The following is a 16,551-nucleotide window of genomic DNA, read 5'->3' as shown; positions in this document are numbered from 1 at the left end:
CCACTCATTTCAAGCAAACACCATACCAGTAAGCTCCACGTCCTGCATCCGAACCCGACCGCCTAAAGGGTCTGGCATGTTTATAGCTTAAGCTTCTGTCTGTCATGAGCCAGCCTGACCACGCCCCTCAACCCCGCCTGCTGCTGACCGGCATCAGCAAACGCTACCCCGGTGTGGTCGCGAACCGCAATGTGGCGCTCACGGTGCTCCCTGGCCAGATCCATGCGGTGCTGGGCGAAAACGGGGCGGGCAAGTCCACCCTGATGAAGATCATCTACGGCGCCGTCAAACCCGACGAGGGCGAGATCGTCTACAACGGACAGGCCGTGTACATCCGCAACCCGCAGCAGGCCCGGGCCCTGGGCATCAGCATGGTGTTCCAGCACTTCAGCCTGTTTGATTCGCTGACCGTGGCCGAGAACGTCTGGATCGGCCTGGACAAGAGCCTGAAGCTGGCCGAGGTGACCCAACGCATCCGCGACAAGGCCCAGCAGTACGGCTTGGACATCGACCCCGAGCGCCATGTGCACAGCCTGAGCGTGGGCGAGATGCAGCGCGTGGAGATCATCCGCGCCCTGCTCGGCGAACCGCAGCTGCTGATCCTGGACGAACCCACTTCCGTTCTCACGCCCCAGGCCGTGGAAAAACTCTTTGCCGTGCTGCGCCAGCTGGCCGGGCAGGGCTGCAGCATCCTGTACATCAGCCACAAGCTGCACGAGATCCGCGCCCTGTGCACGGCCTGCACGGTGCTGCGCGGCGGTGGGGTCACCGGCACCTGCGACCCGCGCGAAGAAAGCAATGCCTCGCTGAGCCGCCTGATGATCGGCGCCGAGCCACCGGCCCTGCAGCACAAGCCGCCCCATACCGGCGCGGTGCAGCTGGACGTGAACGGTCTGAACCTGGCGCGCCTGGACCCCTTTGGTGTGGACCTGGACGATATCGCCCTGCAGGTGCGCGCGGGCGAGGTGGTGGGCATCGCTGGGGTGTCGGGCAACGGCCAGCGCGAACTGCTGTACGCACTTTCGGGCGAGGACCTGCGCAGCCCCAGCGGCAGCATCCGCCTGGGCGAGCAGGACGCGACCCGGCTGGACCCGGCGCGCCGTCGTGCCCTGGGCCTGCATTTCGTGCCCGAGGAGCGCCTGGGTCGCGGCGCCGTGCCGGCCATGGGCCTGGACCACAACCTTCTGCTCACGCGCGGCGAATCGCTGGGCCCGCTGGGCTGGATACGCACCAGCGCCCTGGCCGCCCAGGCGCGCGGCATCATCGCGCGCCTGCACGTGAAGGCGGCCGACGAACACGCGGCAGCGCGCAGCCTCTCGGGCGGCAACCTGCAGAAATTCATCGTGGGCCGCGAGATCGACGCCGGCCCGCGCCTGCTGATCGTTTCGCAGCCCACCTGGGGCGTGGACGTGGGTGCGGCCGCGCAGATCCGCGCCGAGATCCTGGCGCTGCGCGACGCGGGCTGCGCCGTGCTGGTGGTCAGCGAAGAGCTGGAAGAGCTGTTCGAGCTCAGCGACCGCCTGCACGTGATGGCCAAGGGGCGGCTCTCGCCCTCCCTGCCGATGGCCGAGGCCACGACCGAGCGCATCGGCGAGTGGATGAGCGGCCTGTGGCACGGCGAGGTGCAGCACCATCTGCAGGAACTGGAGGCCGGTCATGCTGCGGCTTGAGATCCGTCCCCAGCCTTCGCGTGCCTGGGGCCTGGGCTCGCCCCTGCTGGCGCTCGCGCTGACCGTGCTGCTGGGTGTGATCCTCTTCATCGCGCTGGGCAAGGACCCGCTGCGCGGCCTGCAGATGTTCTTCTGGGAACCGGTGAAGTCGGGTTACGCGCTGGGCGAACTCATGGTCAAGGCCACGCCGTTGCTCATCATTGCGCTGGGCCTGGCCGTGTGTTTCCGCTCCAATGTCTGGAACATCGGGGCCGAGGGGCAGTTTGTCATCGGTGCGGTCTGCGCGGGCGGCGTGGCGCTGCTGGCCGGCAAGGGCACGGGGCCCTGGATCATTCCGGCGCTGTTGCTGGCCGGTGTGCTGGGCGGCATGGTCTGGGCGGGTTTCACGGCCCTGCTGCGCGACCGCTTCAACGCCAACGAGATCCTGGTGAGCCTGATGCTGGTCTATGTGGCCATCCAGCTGTTGAACTTCATGGTGCACGGTCCCTGGAAGGACCCGGGGGGCTACAACTTTCCGCAGACCAAGACCTTCGACGCGGTGACGCAGATCCCACGGCTCATGAGCGGCTCGCGCATGAACATCGGCCTGGTCCTGGCCCTGCTGGGCGCGGGCGCGCTCTGGGTGTTCCTGTTCCGCCTGCGCGCAGGTTTTGCGCTGCAGGTCGGCGGCCTGGCGCCGGCGGCGGCGCGTTATGCAGGCTTCTCCTCGCGCAAAGCCTTGTGGACGGCCCTGCTGGTCTCGGGCGGCGCGGCCGGCCTGGCCGGGGCGCTGGAAGTGGCGGGCCCGATCGGCCAGCTCACGCCCTATGTGCCGGCGGGTTACGGTTTTGCGGCCATCATCGTGGCCTTTGTGGGGCGGCTGCATCCGGTGGGCATGGTCTTCTCGGCCATCCTCATGAGCATGTTCTACATCGGCGGTGAACTCGCGCAGTCGCGCCTGGGCCTGCCCAAGTCCATCACCGGCGTGTTCCAGGGCCTGCTGCTGTTCACCCTGCTGACCTGCGACACGCTGATCAATTACCGGCTGGTCTGGGGGAGGAAGCGCTGATGGAATCCTACGCCCTGCTGCTCGCAGCCACGCTCAATGCCGGCACCGTGCTGGCCCTGGCTGCCCTGGGCCTGCTGATCAACGAGAAGTCCGGCATCGTCAACCTGGGGGCCGAGGGCATGATGCTGTGCGCGGCCATCGCCGGTTTCGCCACCGTGGTGCACACGGGCAACGACTGGCTCGGCTTTGCCGCCGGCATGGGTGCCGGGGCACTGCTGGCCGCGCTCTTCGGCTGGCTGGTGATCTGGCTCAACACCAACCCCTATGCCACCGGCTTGGCCCTGAGTCTTTTTGGTGCGGGTTTTTCCGCTTTTGCGGGCATTGCCTACGTGCAGGCCAAGCTGCCCGAACGCACGCAGTGGGTGATCCCCCTGCTGGGCGACATCCCCTGGATCGGCCCGGCCCTGTTCCGCCAGCACCCGCTGGTCTACGTGACCATGGCCCTGGTCGTGGCCCTGCTCTTGTGGTTCGACCGCAGCCGCAGCGGTCTGATCCTGCGCGCCGTGGGCGAGTCGCCCGAATCGGCCCATGCCCTGGGTTACCCGGTGCGGCGCATCCGGCTGGCGGCCGTGGTGGTGGGGGGCGCGCTGTGCGGGCTGTCCGGAGCCTACCTCTCCGTGGTCTACACCCCGCTGTGGGTGGAGGGCATGGTGGCCGGCAAGGGCTGGATCGCCCTGGCCCTGACCACTTTTGCCACCTGGCGCCCGGCACGCGTCTTGCTCGGTGCCTACCTGTTCGGTGGCGTGACCATGCTGCAGTTCCATCTGCAGGGCTTGGGCGTGGACATACCCAGCCAGTTCCTGGACATGCTGCCTTACCTGGCCACCATCGTGGTGCTGGCCCTGATTTCGCGCAACCCGGCCTGGATACGTGTGAACATGCCGGCATCGTTAGGAAAACCGTTCACACCGAGTTCATAATCTCTTCGTCTTTTTCCAACCAGTGAGGACCTTCATGACCGACCTGACCCAACGCCGCCTGTTCCAGGCTGCTGCCCTGATCACCCTGGCTGCGGCCGCCCTTGTGGGCTGCGGCAAGAAGGAAGAGCCTGCGGCCGCTGCGCCGGCAGCCGCTCCTGCCGCCAAGCCGGCACCGCTGAAGATCGCCTTTGCCTATGTGGGCCCCGTGGGCGACGGCGGCTGGACCTTTGCGCACGACAACGGACGCAAGGCCGTCGAGAAGGAATTCGGCGACAAGGTCGTCACCAGCTTCGTCGAGAAGGTGCCGGAAAGCGCCGACGCCGAGCGCGTGATCCGCGACATGGCCGGCCAGGGCAACACCCTGATCTTCGGCACCACCTTCGGCTACATGGAGCCCATGCTCAAGGTTGCCGCCGACACCAAGGGTGTGAAGTTCGAGCACGCCACCGGCTACAAGACGGCCGACAACATGCGCACCTATGACAGCCGCACCTACGAAGGCGCCTACATGGCCGGCGTGGTCGCAGGCAAGATGACCAAGACCAACACCCTGGGTGTGGTCGGTTCCATCCCGATCCCCGAAGTGATCCGCAACATCAACAGCTTCACGCTGGGCGCGCAGTCGGTCAACCCCAAGGTCAAGACCCGCGTGGTCTGGGTGGGTGACTGGTTCAACCCGCCGAAGGAAACCGAAGCCGCCACCGCCCTGATCAACGGCGGCGCCGACGTGCTGATGCAGAACACCGACTCCTCGGCCGTGCTGCAGACCGCCGAGAAGATGGGCAAGCGCGCCTTCGGCTGGGACAGCGACATGACCGCCTACGGCCCCAAGGCCCACCTCGGTTCGGCTGTCATCAACTGGGGCCCTTACTACATCAAGGCCACGCGTGATGCGCTTGAAGGCAAGTGGGCCACCGGCCAGAGCTGGTGGGGCGTGAAGGAAGGCGCCATCGACATGGTGTCCCTCGCCGCCGACGTGCCCGACGAAACAAAGAAGAAGATCGACGAAGTCAAGGCCGGCCTGAAGGCGGGCACCTTCTCCATCTGGAAGGGCCCGATCGTCGGCCAGGATGGCAAGGAAGTGCTGAAGAAAAACGAAGTCGCCGACGACAAGTTCCTCGGCGGCATCAACTTCTACGTCAAGGGCGTGGAAGGCAAGATCCCCGGGGGCAAGTAAGCCCGCCGGCGGATGATCAGGGGCTGCTTCGGCAGCCCCTTGTTGTTTCAAGAAGCAGGAGAAACAGGCCATGCCGTCCATCCCCCACATCCCGGCGGAACGTCTGCCTGATCTGCTGCGGACCATGCCCAAAGCGGAACTGCATATCCACATCGAAGGCTCGCTCGAGCCTGAGCTGATCTTCGCGCTGGCCAGGCGCAACGGCGTGGCGCTGCCCTACGCCAACGTGGCGGCGCTGCGCGCGGCCTATGCCTTCACCGACCTGCAGAGTTTCCTGGACCTGTATTACGCCGGGGCCAGCGTGCTGCTGCACGAACAGGACTTCTACGACATGGCCTGGGCCTATTTCGAGCGGGCGCGGGCCGACCACGTGGTGCGGGCCGAACTCTTCTTCGATCCCCAGACCCACACCGCCCGCGGTGTGCCCATGGCCACCGTGATCGAAGGGCTGCGCCGGGCCTGCGCCGATGCGCACAAGAAGCTCGGCATCAGCGCCGACCTCATCCTCTGCTTCCTGCGCCATCTGTCCGAGGAGGACGCTTTCGCCACGCTGGAGGCCGCCCTGCCCTGGCGCCAGCATTTCATCGGCGTCGGCCTGGACTCCAGCGAGGTGGGCCACCCCCCCGAGAAGTTCGCCCGCGTGTTCGCGCGTTGCCGCGAGCTCGGCCTGCACCTGGTGGCTCATGCGGGTGAAGAAGGGCCGCCGGCCTACGTGTGGTCGGCGCTGGACGTGCTGCGTGTCGAGCGCATTGACCACGGCGTGCAATCCATCCACGACGCGGCCCTGATGCAGCGCCTGGTCGACAGCCGCATGCCGTTGACCGTCTGCCCCCTGTCCAACCTCAAGCTCTGCGTGTTCAAGGACCTGGCGCAGCACAACCTGGGCCGCATGCTCGATGCCGGTGTCTGCGTGACGATCAACTCCGACGACCCGGCCTATTTCGGTGGTTATGTGAACGACAACTACCTGCAGACCTTCGCGGCCCTGCCGCTGAACGCGCAGCACGCCTACACCCTGGCGGCGAACAGCCTCACGGCGAGCTTTGCACCGGCGGCCGACCAGCGCCGCTGGCTGCAGGAACTGGACCAGACCTTTGCCCGCTGGGCCGCATGACAGGAGAGCCGCCCGTGATCCGCCTTGCCGAAATGAGCGACGACGCCGCGATAGCCGCCATCTACAACCCCTACATCACCCACACCACGATCACCTTCGAGGAACAGACGCTGTCGCCCGAACAGATCGCGCAGCGCATCCGGGATATCCATGCCGCCGGCCTGCCCTGGCTCGTGGCCGAGGAGTCGGGGCAGGTCGTGGGTTATGCCTACGCGAGCCCGTGGAAAGCACGCTCGGCCTATCGCCACTCGGTGGAAGTATCGGTCTACCTGCACGACCGGGCCCAGGGGCAGGGCTGGGGCAGCCGGCTGTATGAGGCGCTGTTCAGCGCCCTGCAGGAGCGCCAGGTCCACGTCGCCATCGGCGGCATCGCCTTGCCCAACCCGGGCAGCATCGCCTTGCACGAGAAGTTCGGCATGAAGCAGGTGGCCCGCTTCGAACAGGTCGGCTTCAAGTTCGGACAGTGGCTGGACGTGGGCTACTGGCAGAAAGTGCTGTGAGCCCCTTGCCGTGCCCGGTACCCGCCTTCCGGGCAACACCTCATCAACCTATGGAACCCCATGCCTACTTCTGACCCCAAGAAAACCTTCCTCGGCTTGCCGAAGCTTCCGGCGCGTGCCGCCGTCTGGTTCACGCCCCTGCTGCTGTCCGGCTTGATGACCTTCATCGTTTCCCTGATCAGCACCTTGCGCAGCGTGGGCTTCGCGCCAGCGCTGCCCCACCTCTGGCTAGGCTCCTGGGCGATCTCCTGGCTGGTGGCCTTCCCCACACTGCTGTTTGTGTTGCCGCTGGTGCGCAGGGTCACGGCCGCCATCGTGGATGTCGCCTGAAACCAGGGGGCATCCTCAACCCAGTCGGGCCAGCATGGTCTCCATGTCCTTCATCATGCCCGAGAGATCGGCCTTCTGCTCCTCATCGGGCGTGAGACGTGCCTCGAGTTCCTGTGCCATGAAGCAGACCGTCATGCGCAGGTAGGTGCTGTCCAGGGCCTTGCGCACGGCCGAGAACTGCTGGCCTATCTTCAGACAGCTCTCACCGTCTTCGATCATGCGCTGAATGCCGCGCAGCTGCCCTTCGGCGCGGCGCAGACGGTTGAGGATCTCGGTGCGCGAGCTGCTGTCATGCAGCACGGCAGGGTCGACATCGGTCTGGGCCGGGCTGGTGTTCTTGGCCATGATGTAACTCCTTACTTGAGCTGCTGACCCGCGGCATCGCGCACGCTGACACGCACGGGGATGCCCTGGGCCACGCTGGCGCCCACGGTACAGAAACCCTCGAACTGGGCGATGACGCGATCCAGGTGCTGCAGGCTGGCGGCGGGCACACCGAGGATGAGCGTCACGTCCAGGCCCAGCACGCGCATGCGGTTCTCGGCATTGCGACCCACCTCGGCCCGGACTTCGCATGTGATGGGCTCGGGCGCCTGCTTGAACTTGCGCAGGGCAAACAGCAGCGAGTCCGACATGCAGTTGCCCACGGCGGCGGCCAGCAGTTGCACGGGCGTCGGCCCCTTGCCCTGCCCTAGGGGCGGGGTCTCGTCACCGACCAGCGGCGGGATGCCAGCGCCGAAGTCGATCGTGAACTGGTAATCCTGCTGCTGACGCAGCACGGCGTGGGGCGTGGACTCGCTCATGGGTGTTCCTTGTGGGCTTACTTCGTGGAGCAGGCGCTGCCGCCTTCCGGCACGCCCAGCTTCTTGAGCAGGATAGCGGGAGGGCAGAAGCCCGTGAAGCCGGACTGGAACAGATTGAAACCGGCAAAGGCCGTCAGGGCCAGGAACCATTTGCTCACGAAGAGGGGGCTGCCTTCGACGCCGAGGGCAAGCGAGAGCATGACCACGAAGCCGGCGAAGATGCGGATGTAACGTTCAACAGTCATTTGAAACTCCTTAGGTTCAGGTTGCGGAAAGGGGAAACAGGGGTGTGCCGTCGGCGTTCTCGTGCTTGCGACGGTACAGGGCGTAATAGAGCACCGGGATGACCACCAGCGTGAGCAGGGTGGAGACCAGGATGCCGAAGATCAGCGAGATGGCCAGGCCATTGAAAATGGGGTCGTCCAGGATGAAAAAGGCGCCAATCATGGCGGCCAGGCCCGTGAGCGCAATGGGTTGCGCCCGCACTGCGGCCGACTGCACCACCGCGTCGCGGAACTTCATGCCCTGTGCCACCTGCAGCTCGATGAAATCCACCAGCAGAATGGAATTGCGCACGATGATGCCGGCCAGCGCGATCATGCCGATCATGGAGGTGGCGGTGAACTGCGCGCCCAGCAGAGCGTGGCCCGGCATGACACCGATGATGGTCAGCGGGATGGGCGCCATGATGACCAGGGGCGTGGTGTAGGAGCGGAACTGTGCAACCACCAGCAGGTAGATCAGGATCAGCCCCACGCCATAGGCGGCGCCCATGTCGCGGAAGGTCTCGTAGGTGATCTGCCATTCGCCGTCCCACTTGAGGGCGTACTGACGGAAGGTATCGACGGACTGGCGGATCCAGTATTCGTTCACTTCGCCACTCCCCGGCAGCGCGGCCGCGGCGAGTTTCGGACGGATCGCGAACAGGCCGTACAGCGGCGAGTCCAGCTTGCCAGCCATGTCGCCGAAGACGTAGCTCACGTTCGCCAGGTCCTTGGTGTAGAGCGGCTTGTCGATCACGCCGCGCTCCACGCGCACCAGCTCGGACAGGGGCACGAGTTGCCCGTTGGCGGCGCGCATGGGCAGGGCCAGCAGCGCGTCCAAGCCGACCTGTTGCTCGCGCGGCAGTTGCAGGCGCACAGGCACCGGGTACTTGGACTGCGCGTCGTGCAGCCAGGCGGCATCGGCCCCGGAGAGCGCAGCCGAGACAGTCTGGGCCACGGCGGCCACGGGAATGCCCAGCGATTCGGCACGCTGGCGGCGCACGCGCAGCCAGGCGCGCGGCGCGTCTTCCTTGAGCGAGGTGTCCACGCCCACGATGTCGGCGGTTCCGCTGAAAGCCCGGGCCACGCGCTGCGCCAGCTGCTGGCGACCGGCCTCATCGGGGCCGTAGATCTCGGCCACCAGCGGGCTCATGACGGGCGGGCCCGGCGGCACTTCGACCACCTTGACGCGCGCACCGTGCTTCACGCCGATCTCTTCCAGCGCGGGTCGCAGGCGCTGGGCGATGGCGTGGCTCTTTTCGCTGCGGTGGTGCTTGTCGACCAGGTTGACCTGCAGGTCGCCCTGCTCGGCCTCGGCGCGCAGGTAGTACTGGCGCACCAGGCCATTGAAGGTGATGGGCGAGGCCGCGCCGGCATAGGCCTGCAGGTCCTGCACCTCGGGCTGCTGCGACAGAAAGGCGCCCAGCTCGTGCAGGGTGGCAGCCGTGTCTTCCAGCGGCGCGCCGGCCGGCATTTCGACCAACACCTGGAATTCGCTCTTGTTGTCGAAGGGCAGCATCTTGAGCACCACGCCGACGAAGGACGAGGGCACCAGGGTCAGCGCCACCGAGAGCAGCAGCGCGCCGACGATGCCAGCCAACAGCATCAGGCGCCGACGCGAGGTTTCCAGAAAAGGTGTGAGCACGCGGGTGAACAGCGTCTGCAATTTGGCGCCGATACCGCCGCCGGTTTGGCTGTCGTGCACGGCATGGCCGGCGCCGTGCTGCTTCATGAGCTTGAGCGCCAGCCAGGGCGTGACCGTGAAGGCAATCGCCAGCGAGATGGCCATGCCCAGGCTCGAGTTGATGGGGATGGGGCTCATGTACGGGCCCATCAGGCCACTGACGAAAGCCATGGGCAGCAGCGCGGCGATCACGGTCAGCGTGGCCAGGATGGTGGGGCCGCCCACCTCGTCCACGGCGCGCGGAATGATCTCGCGCAGGGGAGCCTCGGGCGTGAGCTGCTGGTGGCGGTGGATGTTCTCCACCACCACGATGGCGTCGTCCACCAGGATGCCGATGGAGAAGATCAGCGCGAACAGCGAGACGCGGTTCAGCGTGAAGCCCCAGGCCCAAGAGGCGAACAGCGTGGCCATGAGCGTCAGGATCACGGCCGCGCCGACGATGACGGCCTCGCGCCGGCCCAGCGCAAAGCCGACCAGCAGGATGACCGAGCCGGTGGCGAACGCGAGTTTCTGGATCAGCTTGTTGGCCTTCTCGGCCGCGGTCTCGCCATAGTTACGGGTGACGGTGGCTTCGATGTTGGCGGGGATCACGCTGTTGCGCAGGGCCTGCACGCGCTCGTTGGCCGCGCGCGCCACGTCCACGGCGTTCTCGCCCGGCTTCTTGGTGACGGTCAGCGTGACGGCGGGGTAGGCCTGGCCCGCAGCCGGGGCCTCGGCGCCAGCGCCCTGGGCCATGGCGGCACCGGGCGTGAACCAAACATAACGCTGGGGCTGTTGTGCGCCGGCCTCGACGCGCGCCACTTCACGCAAGTAGACCGGGGCGCTACGGTTGACGCCGACCACGATGTCACCCACGTCCCGCGCGGAGCGCAGGAACTCGCCGGTTTCGACGCTGAGCATCTGCGGCGCGGCACCGTTCTTCCTGTCTTGCGCATCGAGCACGCTGCCCGCGGGCATGCCGAAGTTCGCGGCCGCCAGGGTCTGCTTGAGCGTGAGCACGTCGATGCCGCGCGCGCGCAGGCGCGTGGGGTCCAGCCACACATGCACGGCACGGCCGGGGCCGCCCAGGGTCTGCACCTCGCGCGAGCCGTTCACGCGCTTGAGTTCGGTTTCCATTGCGTGGGCCACACGCTCAAGCTCCTGCGCGGGCGCGGCGTCCTTGCTCCACAGTGTGACGGCGAGCACGGGCACATCGTCGATGCCCTTGGGCTTGACGATGGGTGCCAGCGTACCCAGGTCGCGCGGCAGCCAGTCCTGGTGGGCGTTGAGCACGTCGTACAGGCGCACCAGCGCCTCGGTGCGCGGCACGCCCACCTTGAATTGCACGGTGAGCACGGCCAGGCCCGGGCGGGCCACGGAGTAGGTGTGTTCGATGCCGGCGATCTGGCTGAGCACCTGCTCGGCCGGCTGCGCCACCATGTTCTGCACATCCGTGCTGCTGGCCCCGGGGAAGGGGATCAGCACATTGGCCATGGTCACGTTGATCTGCGGCTCTTCCTCGCGCGGCGTCACGAGCACGGCGAACAGGCCCAACAGCAGCGCAACGAGCGCCAGCAGCGGCGTGATGGCATTGGCCTGGAAGGCGGACGCGATGCGACCGGAGATGCCCAATTCTTCCGATTTGCGCTCGTTCATGGCGGTCCTCAGCGGCTGCCGACAGTGATGGCGGCGCGGGCACCGGCCAAGCCGGCGCGCACGGGGTCGGTAGCGACCTGCTCGCCGGCGTTCAGGCCGGCCACGATTTCCACACCCTGCTCACCATGGTCTGCGCCCAGGCGCACGGCCCGCAAGACGAAGCCCGTGTCAGAGGCCACATAGACGGCTGTCAGCTCGCCGCGGCGCAGCACGGCGGCGGCCGGCACCACGGTGCGCTGCGCCTCACCGCCAACGAAACGCACGCGCACCTGCTGGCCCGGCAGCAGGTTCTGTGCCGCCTGGGGCGAGAGGTCCAGGCGCCACACCACGGTCTGCGAGACCGGGTCGGCCGCGGGCATGGCGCTGCGCCTGGTCGGGGCGACCCATTTCGAGGCGCCGTTGGATTCACTCAGTTGCACCAGCACCTCTCTGGCGGCGCGCGTGCTGTCGGCCAGCGAGGCCGGCACTTGCACCACGGCGCGCAGGGGCTGCGGCGCATAGACCGTCACGATGGGTTTGCCCGGCACGGCCAGGTCCCCAGCTTCGGCGTGGGTCTGCAGCACCCAGCCGTCATAAGGCGCGGTCACACGCGTGTAGCCCTGCGACAGCGCCGACTGGCGCGCGCCGGCGGTGGCCTGCTCACGACCGGCCTGGGCCGCCTTGTACTGGGTCTCGGCCACGTCCAGCGCAGCCTGACTCACGAAGCCCTGGCTCTGCAGGCTGCGTGTGCGCTCGTAGTGAACCTGGGCATTGCGCAACTCGGCCTCGCTCTGCGCGACCTGGGCCGCGCTGCGCTGCACGCCCACGGCGCTTTCGCGGTCGTCAATGGTGGCCAGCAGCTGGCCGGCCTTGACGCGCTCGCCCATCTTCACGGTCAGCGTGACGATGCGGCCGGAGGCCTGGGCCGAGACCGTGCTCTGCTTGACCGGCTCGATCACGCCGTCGATCTCGTAGCCGGTGGCGACGGCGCGCGCGCCGATCTGCACAGTGGGCACGGCCACGCCGGCCCGGGCCAGCACAGGTGTGCCGGTCAGCACGGCCAGGGAGACGACAAAAGCGAGGGTGTGCAGCGATTTCATGGGCTTCTCCATATACTGGTGGCAGTATATATTAATACCCCCAGGAGTACAAACTGAAGACATAAAAAAACCCCGCCGACCCTGGGGTGAGCGGGGTTCCGGATGCCTGGGCCGGCGCGGCCCCCTCCGGTCAGCGCAGCAGAACGGAAACCAGCATCAGCAAGCCCATGAGCACCGGCTGATGCAACATGTACCAGCTCAGGCTCCAGCGACCGACCCAGGCCGGGGCAGCCAGCGCCCGCAGGGGCTGCGGGCGATCGAACCAGCCCCGTGCGAGGGCGAACTGGCCGGCAGCCACGCCCCACCACATGACGCCCATCCAGGGCAGGAGCGGGACATAGTCTTCCGTCGCGGGTTTGTGGCTCATGAAACCCAGCCAGTGCAGGACCGGTCGGTCCAGCGCGCCGAGCCAAGGCCAGGCCGCGTGGGCCAGCGGCGCCAGTGGGTCCAGGACGACCAGCGCCAGGCCCGCCGGCCAGAGCCAGCGGCCCCAGGAAACCGTCAACCGCGCCACCAGCAGCATGGCCGCCATGCCATGCAGCACGCCAAAGTAGATCCAGCTGTTCGGGAACATGAGCACGGAGCCGATGCTGACCAGCAGGGCGCAGCCTGCGATCTGGACCCAGCGCCGCCAGAAGCGTTGCCAGCTCTGGCCGCCCGCCGTGGCCAGCGCCTGGCCCATGCCCGCGCACAGCAGGAACAGGCTCAGGATGCAGGTGCGCTGCAGAGTCCAGACCGGCGAGCGGTAGAAGTCCTGCTGGATGAAACCGAAGTGGTTGAGGTCGAACGCAAAGTGGTAGGCCGTCATCCACAGCACGGCCACGCCCCGCAGGATGTCGAGCGACCCGAACCGCACTCCGGGGGTGAAGGGCCCGGATTCCCGACTCATCGCTTGTCCGGCACCGGCAGCTCGAGCGTGATTTCCACCGGCGCGGTCATGCCCGTGGCCAGCGACGCGCGGCGACCCTGCACGGATTGCAGGATCAGGCGCTGATCCACCGGAGCTCCGACGCGATAGGGCTTGGCCGGCTTGCCGTCGACGGAGATCAGGGCCGCGCCACCGCTGGTGGTGCCGGCCAGCACGCCCACCAGGGCAAAACGACGGATGTCGGAGGCCGGGGCACTGCCCGGTGGTGCCGCAGACGGAGCTTGGCCCCCGCCCAACGCACGGGCCACGGACAGCGGGTCGAGTGCCGAATCACCCGACAGGGCCGGCGCCGGCCCGCCAACCCGCACAGCCCCGCCCGGGCCCTGCAGTGCCCAGTAGGCAGCACTCGCGGCCAGCAGGGCAAACAAGGCAAACGCCACGGCCTTGCTCGGCCACATTCTGTAACGATGCGGTTGCATGACCGGATTATTATGCACAGCACCATGAATATCACCATCACTCGTCATGCCGGCCCCGGCGCAAGGCCGCGCGGCTTCACGCTCATCGAACTGATGGTGGTGCTGGTCATCATCGGTGTGCTGGCCTCGCTGATCGTGCCCAATGTGCTGGACCGTGCCAGCGATGCGCGGGTCACGGCGGCCAGGACCGACGTCAACAACCTGATGCAGGCACTCAAGCTCTACAAGCTGGACAACCTGCGCTACCCCACCGCCGCCCAGGGCTTGCAGGCGCTGCTGGTCAAGCCGACCGCCGCCCCCGTCCCGGCCAACTGGAAGCCGTACCTGGACAAACTGCCGAACGATCCCTGGGGCAATCCCTATCAGTACATGAATCCGGGGATCCGGTCTGAGATCGACGTGCTCTCCTTCGGCGCCGATGGTCAGGCAGGCGGGGAGGGCAAGAATGCGGACATCGGAAGCTGGGAATAGAGGCCTGACGCTGCTGGAACTGCTGGTCGTGGTGGCCATCATGGCGCTGGCCACGGCCGCCGTGGGCCTCGCGCTGCGCGACACGGCCGGCGCCCAGCTGGAGCGCGAAGCGCAACGCCTGGCACTGCTGCTGGAAAGCGCACGCGCGCAGTCGCGCATGAGCGCCATGCCGATCCGCTGGCGGCCGGCAGGCCAGGGCTTTGCTTTTGAAGGACAGACCGGCCCGACCCTGCCCGCAAACTGGCTCGGGACCGATGTGCAGGTCCGTCCCACCACCACCGTCGTTCTGGGGCCGGAAGCGGTGATCGGCCCGCAGCAGATCCGGCTGCAGTCCCTCACCGAGCCGCAGCAAAGTCTGCTCGTGGCCACCGATGGCGTGCGCCCCTTTGCCGTGTTTGCCGATACGGCGACAGCGCCCCTGCCGCCATGAGCGCCACCCCCATGCGCACCAGCATCAACACCGGTCGCGCCGTGCGTGAGCGCGGTTTCACGCTGGTGGAAGCGCTGGTGGCGCTGGGCATCGTGGCCGTCGCGCTGCTGGCCGGCGTACGCGCCAGCGCCTCCCTGAGCCGCAATGCCGAACGTCAGTCGGAGCAGCTGCTGGCCCAGTTGTGCGCCGAGAACGCGCTGATCAACATGCGCCTGGCCCGCCAGATGCCTGCCGTGGGCGAGAGCACCACGACTTGCGCGCAGGCGGGACGGCAGTACACCCTGCGGCTCGCGGTGCAGCCCACGCCCAATCCCAACTTCCTGCGGGTCGAGGCCCAGGTGCTCGACGGCACCAGCCAGATACGCAGCCTGCTGACCGTGGTGGGCCGCTACTGATGTGGACAACCCTCGCCCCCGGCAGCCCGGCGCTCACGCCTCGTGCGCAGGATCAGCGGGGCTTCACGCTGGTCGAACTCCTGATTGCCCTGGGCATCCTGGCCTTGATGGCCGGCCTGAGCTGGCGCGGGCTGGACGCCATGGTGCAGACCCGTGAGGCAGTCCGCCACCACAGCGACGCGGTGCTGACCCTGCAGGCCGGACTCACACAGTGGAGCAGCGACCTGGACGCCCTGGTGGAGCTGCCGCAGACGCCAACGCTGATGTGGGACGGACGCGGCCTGCGCCTGACCCGCCGTAACAGCACCAGCCCCGGCGACGGCGTGCTGGTCGTGGCCTGGGCGCGCCGCAGCATCGACGGCACCGGCCAGTGGCTGCGCTGGCAGTCGCCCCCGCTGCGCACCCGCGGCGAGTTGCAGTCCGCGTGGAAGCAGGCGGCACTGTGGGCGCAAAACCCCGGTGACAACGAGAAGAAATTCGAGGTGCGCATCACCGCACTCGACCAATGGCAGGTGTTCTACTTCCGCAACAACGCCTGGAGCCATCCGCTGTCGAGCGCCGACGCGACGCCGGCCGACCCGGGGGACACGACCGTCGGCCTGCCGCCACCCGATGGCATCCGCCTGGTGCTCACGCTGCCGCCTGGCGACGCCATCAGCGGCACCCTCACCCGGGACTGGATGCGTGCCACCCTGGGGGGCGGTGCATCATGACGAAGCCGGTCCAGTCGGGTGCCGCACTGATCTCGGCCATGCTCACAGTGACCCTGGTCACCAGCATCGCCGCGACCTCGCTCGGGCAGCAATGGCGCAACATCGAGATCGAGTCCGCCGAACGGCAGCGTGTGCAGTCGGCCTGGGTGCTGACCGGCGCGCTGGACTGGGCGCGGCTCATCCTGATAGAAGACGCCCGTTCAGGCGGCGCCGACCACCTGGCCGAGCCATGGGCCGTGGCGCTCGAGGAAGCACGTCTGACGACCTTCCTCGCCGCGGACACCGGCGCCGCAGACAGCGGGGATTTGCTGCCGCAGGCCTTCCTGTCGGGTCGCATCAGCGATCTGCAGGGCCGCCTGAACGTCTACAACCTGGTGGACGAGACACGGATTTCCGAACCTGATCTGCAGGCTTTTGCCCGGCTGTTCCAGCTGCTGGGCCTGCCACCGGCGGAACTCACGGCACTGGCGCAAGGGCTGCGCCTGGCGCGCGACACCCGCAGCGAGCCCGGACCCGACGCGCTGGTTGCCCTGCTGCCGCAACGCCTGGACCAGCTGGTCTGGTTGGGCCTGTCGCCTGCCAGCCTGGCGCGGCTGCGCCCCTACATCACGCTGCTGCCAGCGCGCACGACGGTCAACCTCAACACGGCCGGCGCCCAGGTGCTGTATGCCAGCATCGCGTCGCTGGACCTGGCCCAGGCACAGCGCCTGGTGAATGCGCGCCAGCTGTCCCACTTCCGTTCGCTGTCGGATGCCAGCGGCGTGCTCAACCTGGCGCCGGGGCAGCTCGTGGAGACCCGGCACGGCGTGAGCTCACGCTATTTCGAGGTGAGGGGGCGGCTGCGTCTGGAGCAGGCCGTGGTGGAAGAGGCATCGGTGGTGCAGCGCAACGAACTGAAGGTGTCCGTGCTCTGGCGCGAGCGTGGCGCCCCGGTCCTGCAACCCGCCGCCCCACTTTGACTCTACGATATCG

Annotated in this window: 19 protein-coding genes; 12 read left to right on the top strand and 7 right to left on the bottom strand. The window is 67.5% G+C overall.

Translation table 11 applies throughout. The features are described 5' to 3' along the window. The first annotated feature begins 104 nt into the window (after nt 1-104). The 7 genes from AC07NT_RS15220 to AC07NT_RS15190 all read left to right on the top strand — a co-directional run bounded on the left by AC07NT_RS15220 (nt 105) and on the right by AC07NT_RS15190 (nt 6,759). On the top strand, nt 105-1,670 hold the full coding sequence (locus AC07NT_RS15220; RefSeq protein WP_498599278.1) for an ABC transporter ATP-binding protein: 1,566 nt from the start codon (nt 105-107) through the stop codon (nt 1,668-1,670). After that, the gene (locus AC07NT_RS15215) at nt 1,657-2,718 is read left to right on the top strand and encodes an ABC transporter permease (protein WP_498599279.1); all 1,062 of its coding nucleotides are present in this window, start codon (nt 1,657-1,659) and stop codon (nt 2,716-2,718) included. Before AC07NT_RS15220 ends, AC07NT_RS15215 begins: the two co-directional genes overlap by 14 nt. Next, complete coding sequence (locus AC07NT_RS15210; protein ID WP_498599280.1) at nt 2,718-3,638, top strand: ABC transporter permease; 921 nt, start codon at nt 2,718-2,720, stop codon at nt 3,636-3,638. Before AC07NT_RS15215 ends, AC07NT_RS15210 begins: the two co-directional genes overlap by 1 nt. Nucleotides 3,639-3,672: 34 nt before the next feature. Next, entirely contained in the window at nt 3,673-4,815 is a 1,143-nt protein-coding gene (locus AC07NT_RS15205; protein ID WP_498599281.1) for a BMP family ABC transporter substrate-binding protein, read from the top strand. A gap of 70 nt (nt 4,816-4,885) precedes the next feature. Then, nucleotides 4,886-5,929, top strand: coding sequence for an adenosine deaminase (locus tag AC07NT_RS15200; RefSeq protein ID WP_498599282.1), 1,044 nt, complete (start codon nt 4,886-4,888; stop codon nt 5,927-5,929). Between the two features lie 14 nt (nt 5,930-5,943). Further along, nucleotides 5,944-6,429 (top strand): arsinothricin resistance N-acetyltransferase ArsN1 family B, encoded by a 486-nt coding sequence (locus AC07NT_RS15195; protein ID WP_498599283.1) that lies wholly within the window; start codon nt 5,944-5,946, stop codon nt 6,427-6,429. A 60-nt stretch (nt 6,430-6,489) separates the two neighbouring features. After that, nucleotides 6,490-6,759 (top strand): DUF2798 domain-containing protein, encoded by a 270-nt coding sequence (locus AC07NT_RS15190; protein WP_498599284.1) that lies wholly within the window; start codon nt 6,490-6,492, stop codon nt 6,757-6,759. A 15-nt stretch (nt 6,760-6,774) separates the two neighbouring features. Here the strand turns inward: AC07NT_RS15190 and AC07NT_RS15185 are convergent, their stop codons facing one another. The 7 genes from AC07NT_RS15185 to AC07NT_RS15155 form a co-directional block, all read right to left on the bottom strand. Further along, nucleotides 6,775-7,104 carry a metal-sensing transcriptional repressor gene (locus tag AC07NT_RS15185; protein ID WP_498599285.1) on the bottom strand — a complete coding sequence of 110 codons (330 nt, stop codon included), beginning with the start codon at nt 7,102-7,104 and terminating at the stop codon, nt 6,775-6,777. A gap of 11 nt (nt 7,105-7,115) precedes the next feature. Next, nucleotides 7,116-7,562 carry an OsmC family protein gene (locus tag AC07NT_RS15180; protein ID WP_498599286.1) on the bottom strand — a complete coding sequence of 149 codons (447 nt, stop codon included), beginning with the start codon at nt 7,560-7,562 and terminating at the stop codon, nt 7,116-7,118. Between the two features lie 17 nt (nt 7,563-7,579). After that, nucleotides 7,580-7,807: a YgaP family membrane protein gene (locus AC07NT_RS15175; RefSeq protein WP_498599287.1), complete on the bottom strand. Its 228-nt coding sequence runs from the start codon at nt 7,805-7,807 to the stop codon at nt 7,580-7,582. Between the two features lie 16 nt (nt 7,808-7,823). Then, on the bottom strand, nt 7,824-11,144 hold the full coding sequence (locus AC07NT_RS15170) for an efflux RND transporter permease subunit (protein WP_498599288.1): 3,321 nt from the start codon (nt 11,142-11,144) through the stop codon (nt 7,824-7,826). 8 nt (nt 11,145-11,152) lie between these two features. Then, entirely contained in the window at nt 11,153-12,223 is a 1,071-nt protein-coding gene (locus AC07NT_RS15165; protein ID WP_498599289.1) for an efflux RND transporter periplasmic adaptor subunit, read from the bottom strand. 130 nt (nt 12,224-12,353) lie between these two features. Then, a complete protein-coding gene (locus tag AC07NT_RS15160) occupies nt 12,354-13,112 on the bottom strand; it encodes a heparan-alpha-glucosaminide N-acetyltransferase (RefSeq protein ID WP_498599290.1) in 759 nt (252 codons plus the stop codon). Continuing rightward, entirely contained in the window at nt 13,109-13,570 is a 462-nt protein-coding gene (locus tag AC07NT_RS15155; protein ID WP_498612079.1) for a type II secretion system protein N, read from the bottom strand. Before AC07NT_RS15155 ends, AC07NT_RS15160 begins: the two co-directional genes overlap by 4 nt. Before the next feature lie 24 nt (nt 13,571-13,594). Between AC07NT_RS15155 and gspG the strand changes: the two genes are divergently transcribed. Genes gspG through gspK form a run of 5 tightly spaced genes read left to right on the top strand, consistent with a single transcriptional unit; the run spans nt 13,595 to nt 16,538 of the window. Then, nucleotides 13,595-14,041: a type II secretion system major pseudopilin GspG gene (gene gspG / locus AC07NT_RS15150; RefSeq protein WP_498599292.1), complete on the top strand. Its 447-nt coding sequence runs from the start codon at nt 13,595-13,597 to the stop codon at nt 14,039-14,041. After that, a complete protein-coding gene (locus tag AC07NT_RS15145) occupies nt 14,016-14,471 on the top strand; it encodes a prepilin-type N-terminal cleavage/methylation domain-containing protein (protein ID WP_498599293.1) in 456 nt (151 codons plus the stop codon). The genes gspG and AC07NT_RS15145 overlap by 26 nt, the downstream gene beginning before the upstream one ends. An 11-nt stretch (nt 14,472-14,482) precedes the next feature. Next, nucleotides 14,483-14,866, top strand: coding sequence for a type II secretion system minor pseudopilin GspI (gene gspI, locus AC07NT_RS15140; protein WP_498599294.1), 384 nt, complete (start codon nt 14,483-14,485; stop codon nt 14,864-14,866). Beyond that, the gene (locus AC07NT_RS15135; RefSeq protein WP_498599295.1) at nt 14,866-15,579 is read left to right on the top strand and encodes a PulJ/GspJ family protein; all 714 of its coding nucleotides are present in this window, start codon (nt 14,866-14,868) and stop codon (nt 15,577-15,579) included. Before gspI ends, AC07NT_RS15135 begins: the two co-directional genes overlap by 1 nt. Continuing rightward, complete coding sequence (gene gspK / locus AC07NT_RS15130) at nt 15,576-16,538, top strand: type II secretion system minor pseudopilin GspK (protein ID WP_498599296.1); 963 nt, start codon at nt 15,576-15,578, stop codon at nt 16,536-16,538. The genes AC07NT_RS15135 and gspK overlap by 4 nt, the downstream gene beginning before the upstream one ends. Nucleotides 16,539-16,551 lie beyond the last annotated feature (13 nt).

It is taken from the genome of Hylemonella sp. GW821-FHT10B10, assembly GCF_059415585.1.
The sequence above is the reverse complement of the archived record's forward strand: the minus strand, read 5'-3'. Positions and strand labels throughout refer to the sequence as shown.

What these genes read in the sequence shown, in the direction of transcription:
- AC07NT_RS15160 (WP_498599290.1), bottom strand. Translation starts at nt 13,112, where the DNA reads ATGAGTCGGGAATCCGGGCCCTTCACCCCCGGAGTGCGGTTCGGGTCG.
- AC07NT_RS15190 (WP_498599284.1), top strand. Translation starts at nt 6,490, where the DNA reads ATGCCTACTTCTGACCCCAAGAAAACCTTCCTCGGCTTGCCGAAGCTT.
- AC07NT_RS15215 (WP_498599279.1), top strand. Translation starts at nt 1,657, where the DNA reads ATGCTGCGGCTTGAGATCCGTCCCCAGCCTTCGCGTGCCTGGGGCCTG.
- AC07NT_RS15135 (WP_498599295.1), top strand. Translation starts at nt 14,866, where the DNA reads ATGTGGACAACCCTCGCCCCCGGCAGCCCGGCGCTCACGCCTCGTGCG.
- AC07NT_RS15185 (WP_498599285.1), bottom strand. Translation starts at nt 7,104, where the DNA reads ATGGCCAAGAACACCAGCCCGGCCCAGACCGATGTCGACCCTGCCGTG.
- AC07NT_RS15155 (WP_498612079.1), bottom strand. Translation starts at nt 13,570, where the DNA reads ATGCAACCGCATCGTTACAGAATGTGGCCGAGCAAGGCCGTGGCGTTT.
- AC07NT_RS15145 (WP_498599293.1), top strand. Translation starts at nt 14,016, where the DNA reads ATGCGGACATCGGAAGCTGGGAATAGAGGCCTGACGCTGCTGGAACTG.
- AC07NT_RS15210 (WP_498599280.1), top strand. Translation starts at nt 2,718, where the DNA reads ATGGAATCCTACGCCCTGCTGCTCGCAGCCACGCTCAATGCCGGCACC.
- AC07NT_RS15180 (WP_498599286.1), bottom strand. Translation starts at nt 7,562, where the DNA reads ATGAGCGAGTCCACGCCCCACGCCGTGCTGCGTCAGCAGCAGGATTAC.
- AC07NT_RS15170 (WP_498599288.1), bottom strand. Translation starts at nt 11,144, where the DNA reads ATGAACGAGCGCAAATCGGAAGAATTGGGCATCTCCGGTCGCATCGCG.
- AC07NT_RS15205 (WP_498599281.1), top strand. Translation starts at nt 3,673, where the DNA reads ATGACCGACCTGACCCAACGCCGCCTGTTCCAGGCTGCTGCCCTGATC.
- AC07NT_RS15175 (WP_498599287.1), bottom strand. Translation starts at nt 7,807, where the DNA reads ATGACTGTTGAACGTTACATCCGCATCTTCGCCGGCTTCGTGGTCATG.
- gspI (WP_498599294.1), top strand. Translation starts at nt 14,483, where the DNA reads ATGCGCACCAGCATCAACACCGGTCGCGCCGTGCGTGAGCGCGGTTTC.
- AC07NT_RS15220 (WP_498599278.1), top strand. Translation starts at nt 105, where the DNA reads ATGAGCCAGCCTGACCACGCCCCTCAACCCCGCCTGCTGCTGACCGGC.
- gspG (WP_498599292.1), top strand. Translation starts at nt 13,595, where the DNA reads ATGAATATCACCATCACTCGTCATGCCGGCCCCGGCGCAAGGCCGCGC.
- AC07NT_RS15200 (WP_498599282.1), top strand. Translation starts at nt 4,886, where the DNA reads ATGCCGTCCATCCCCCACATCCCGGCGGAACGTCTGCCTGATCTGCTG.
- gspK (WP_498599296.1), top strand. Translation starts at nt 15,576, where the DNA reads ATGACGAAGCCGGTCCAGTCGGGTGCCGCACTGATCTCGGCCATGCTC.
- AC07NT_RS15165 (WP_498599289.1), bottom strand. Translation starts at nt 12,223, where the DNA reads ATGAAATCGCTGCACACCCTCGCTTTTGTCGTCTCCCTGGCCGTGCTG.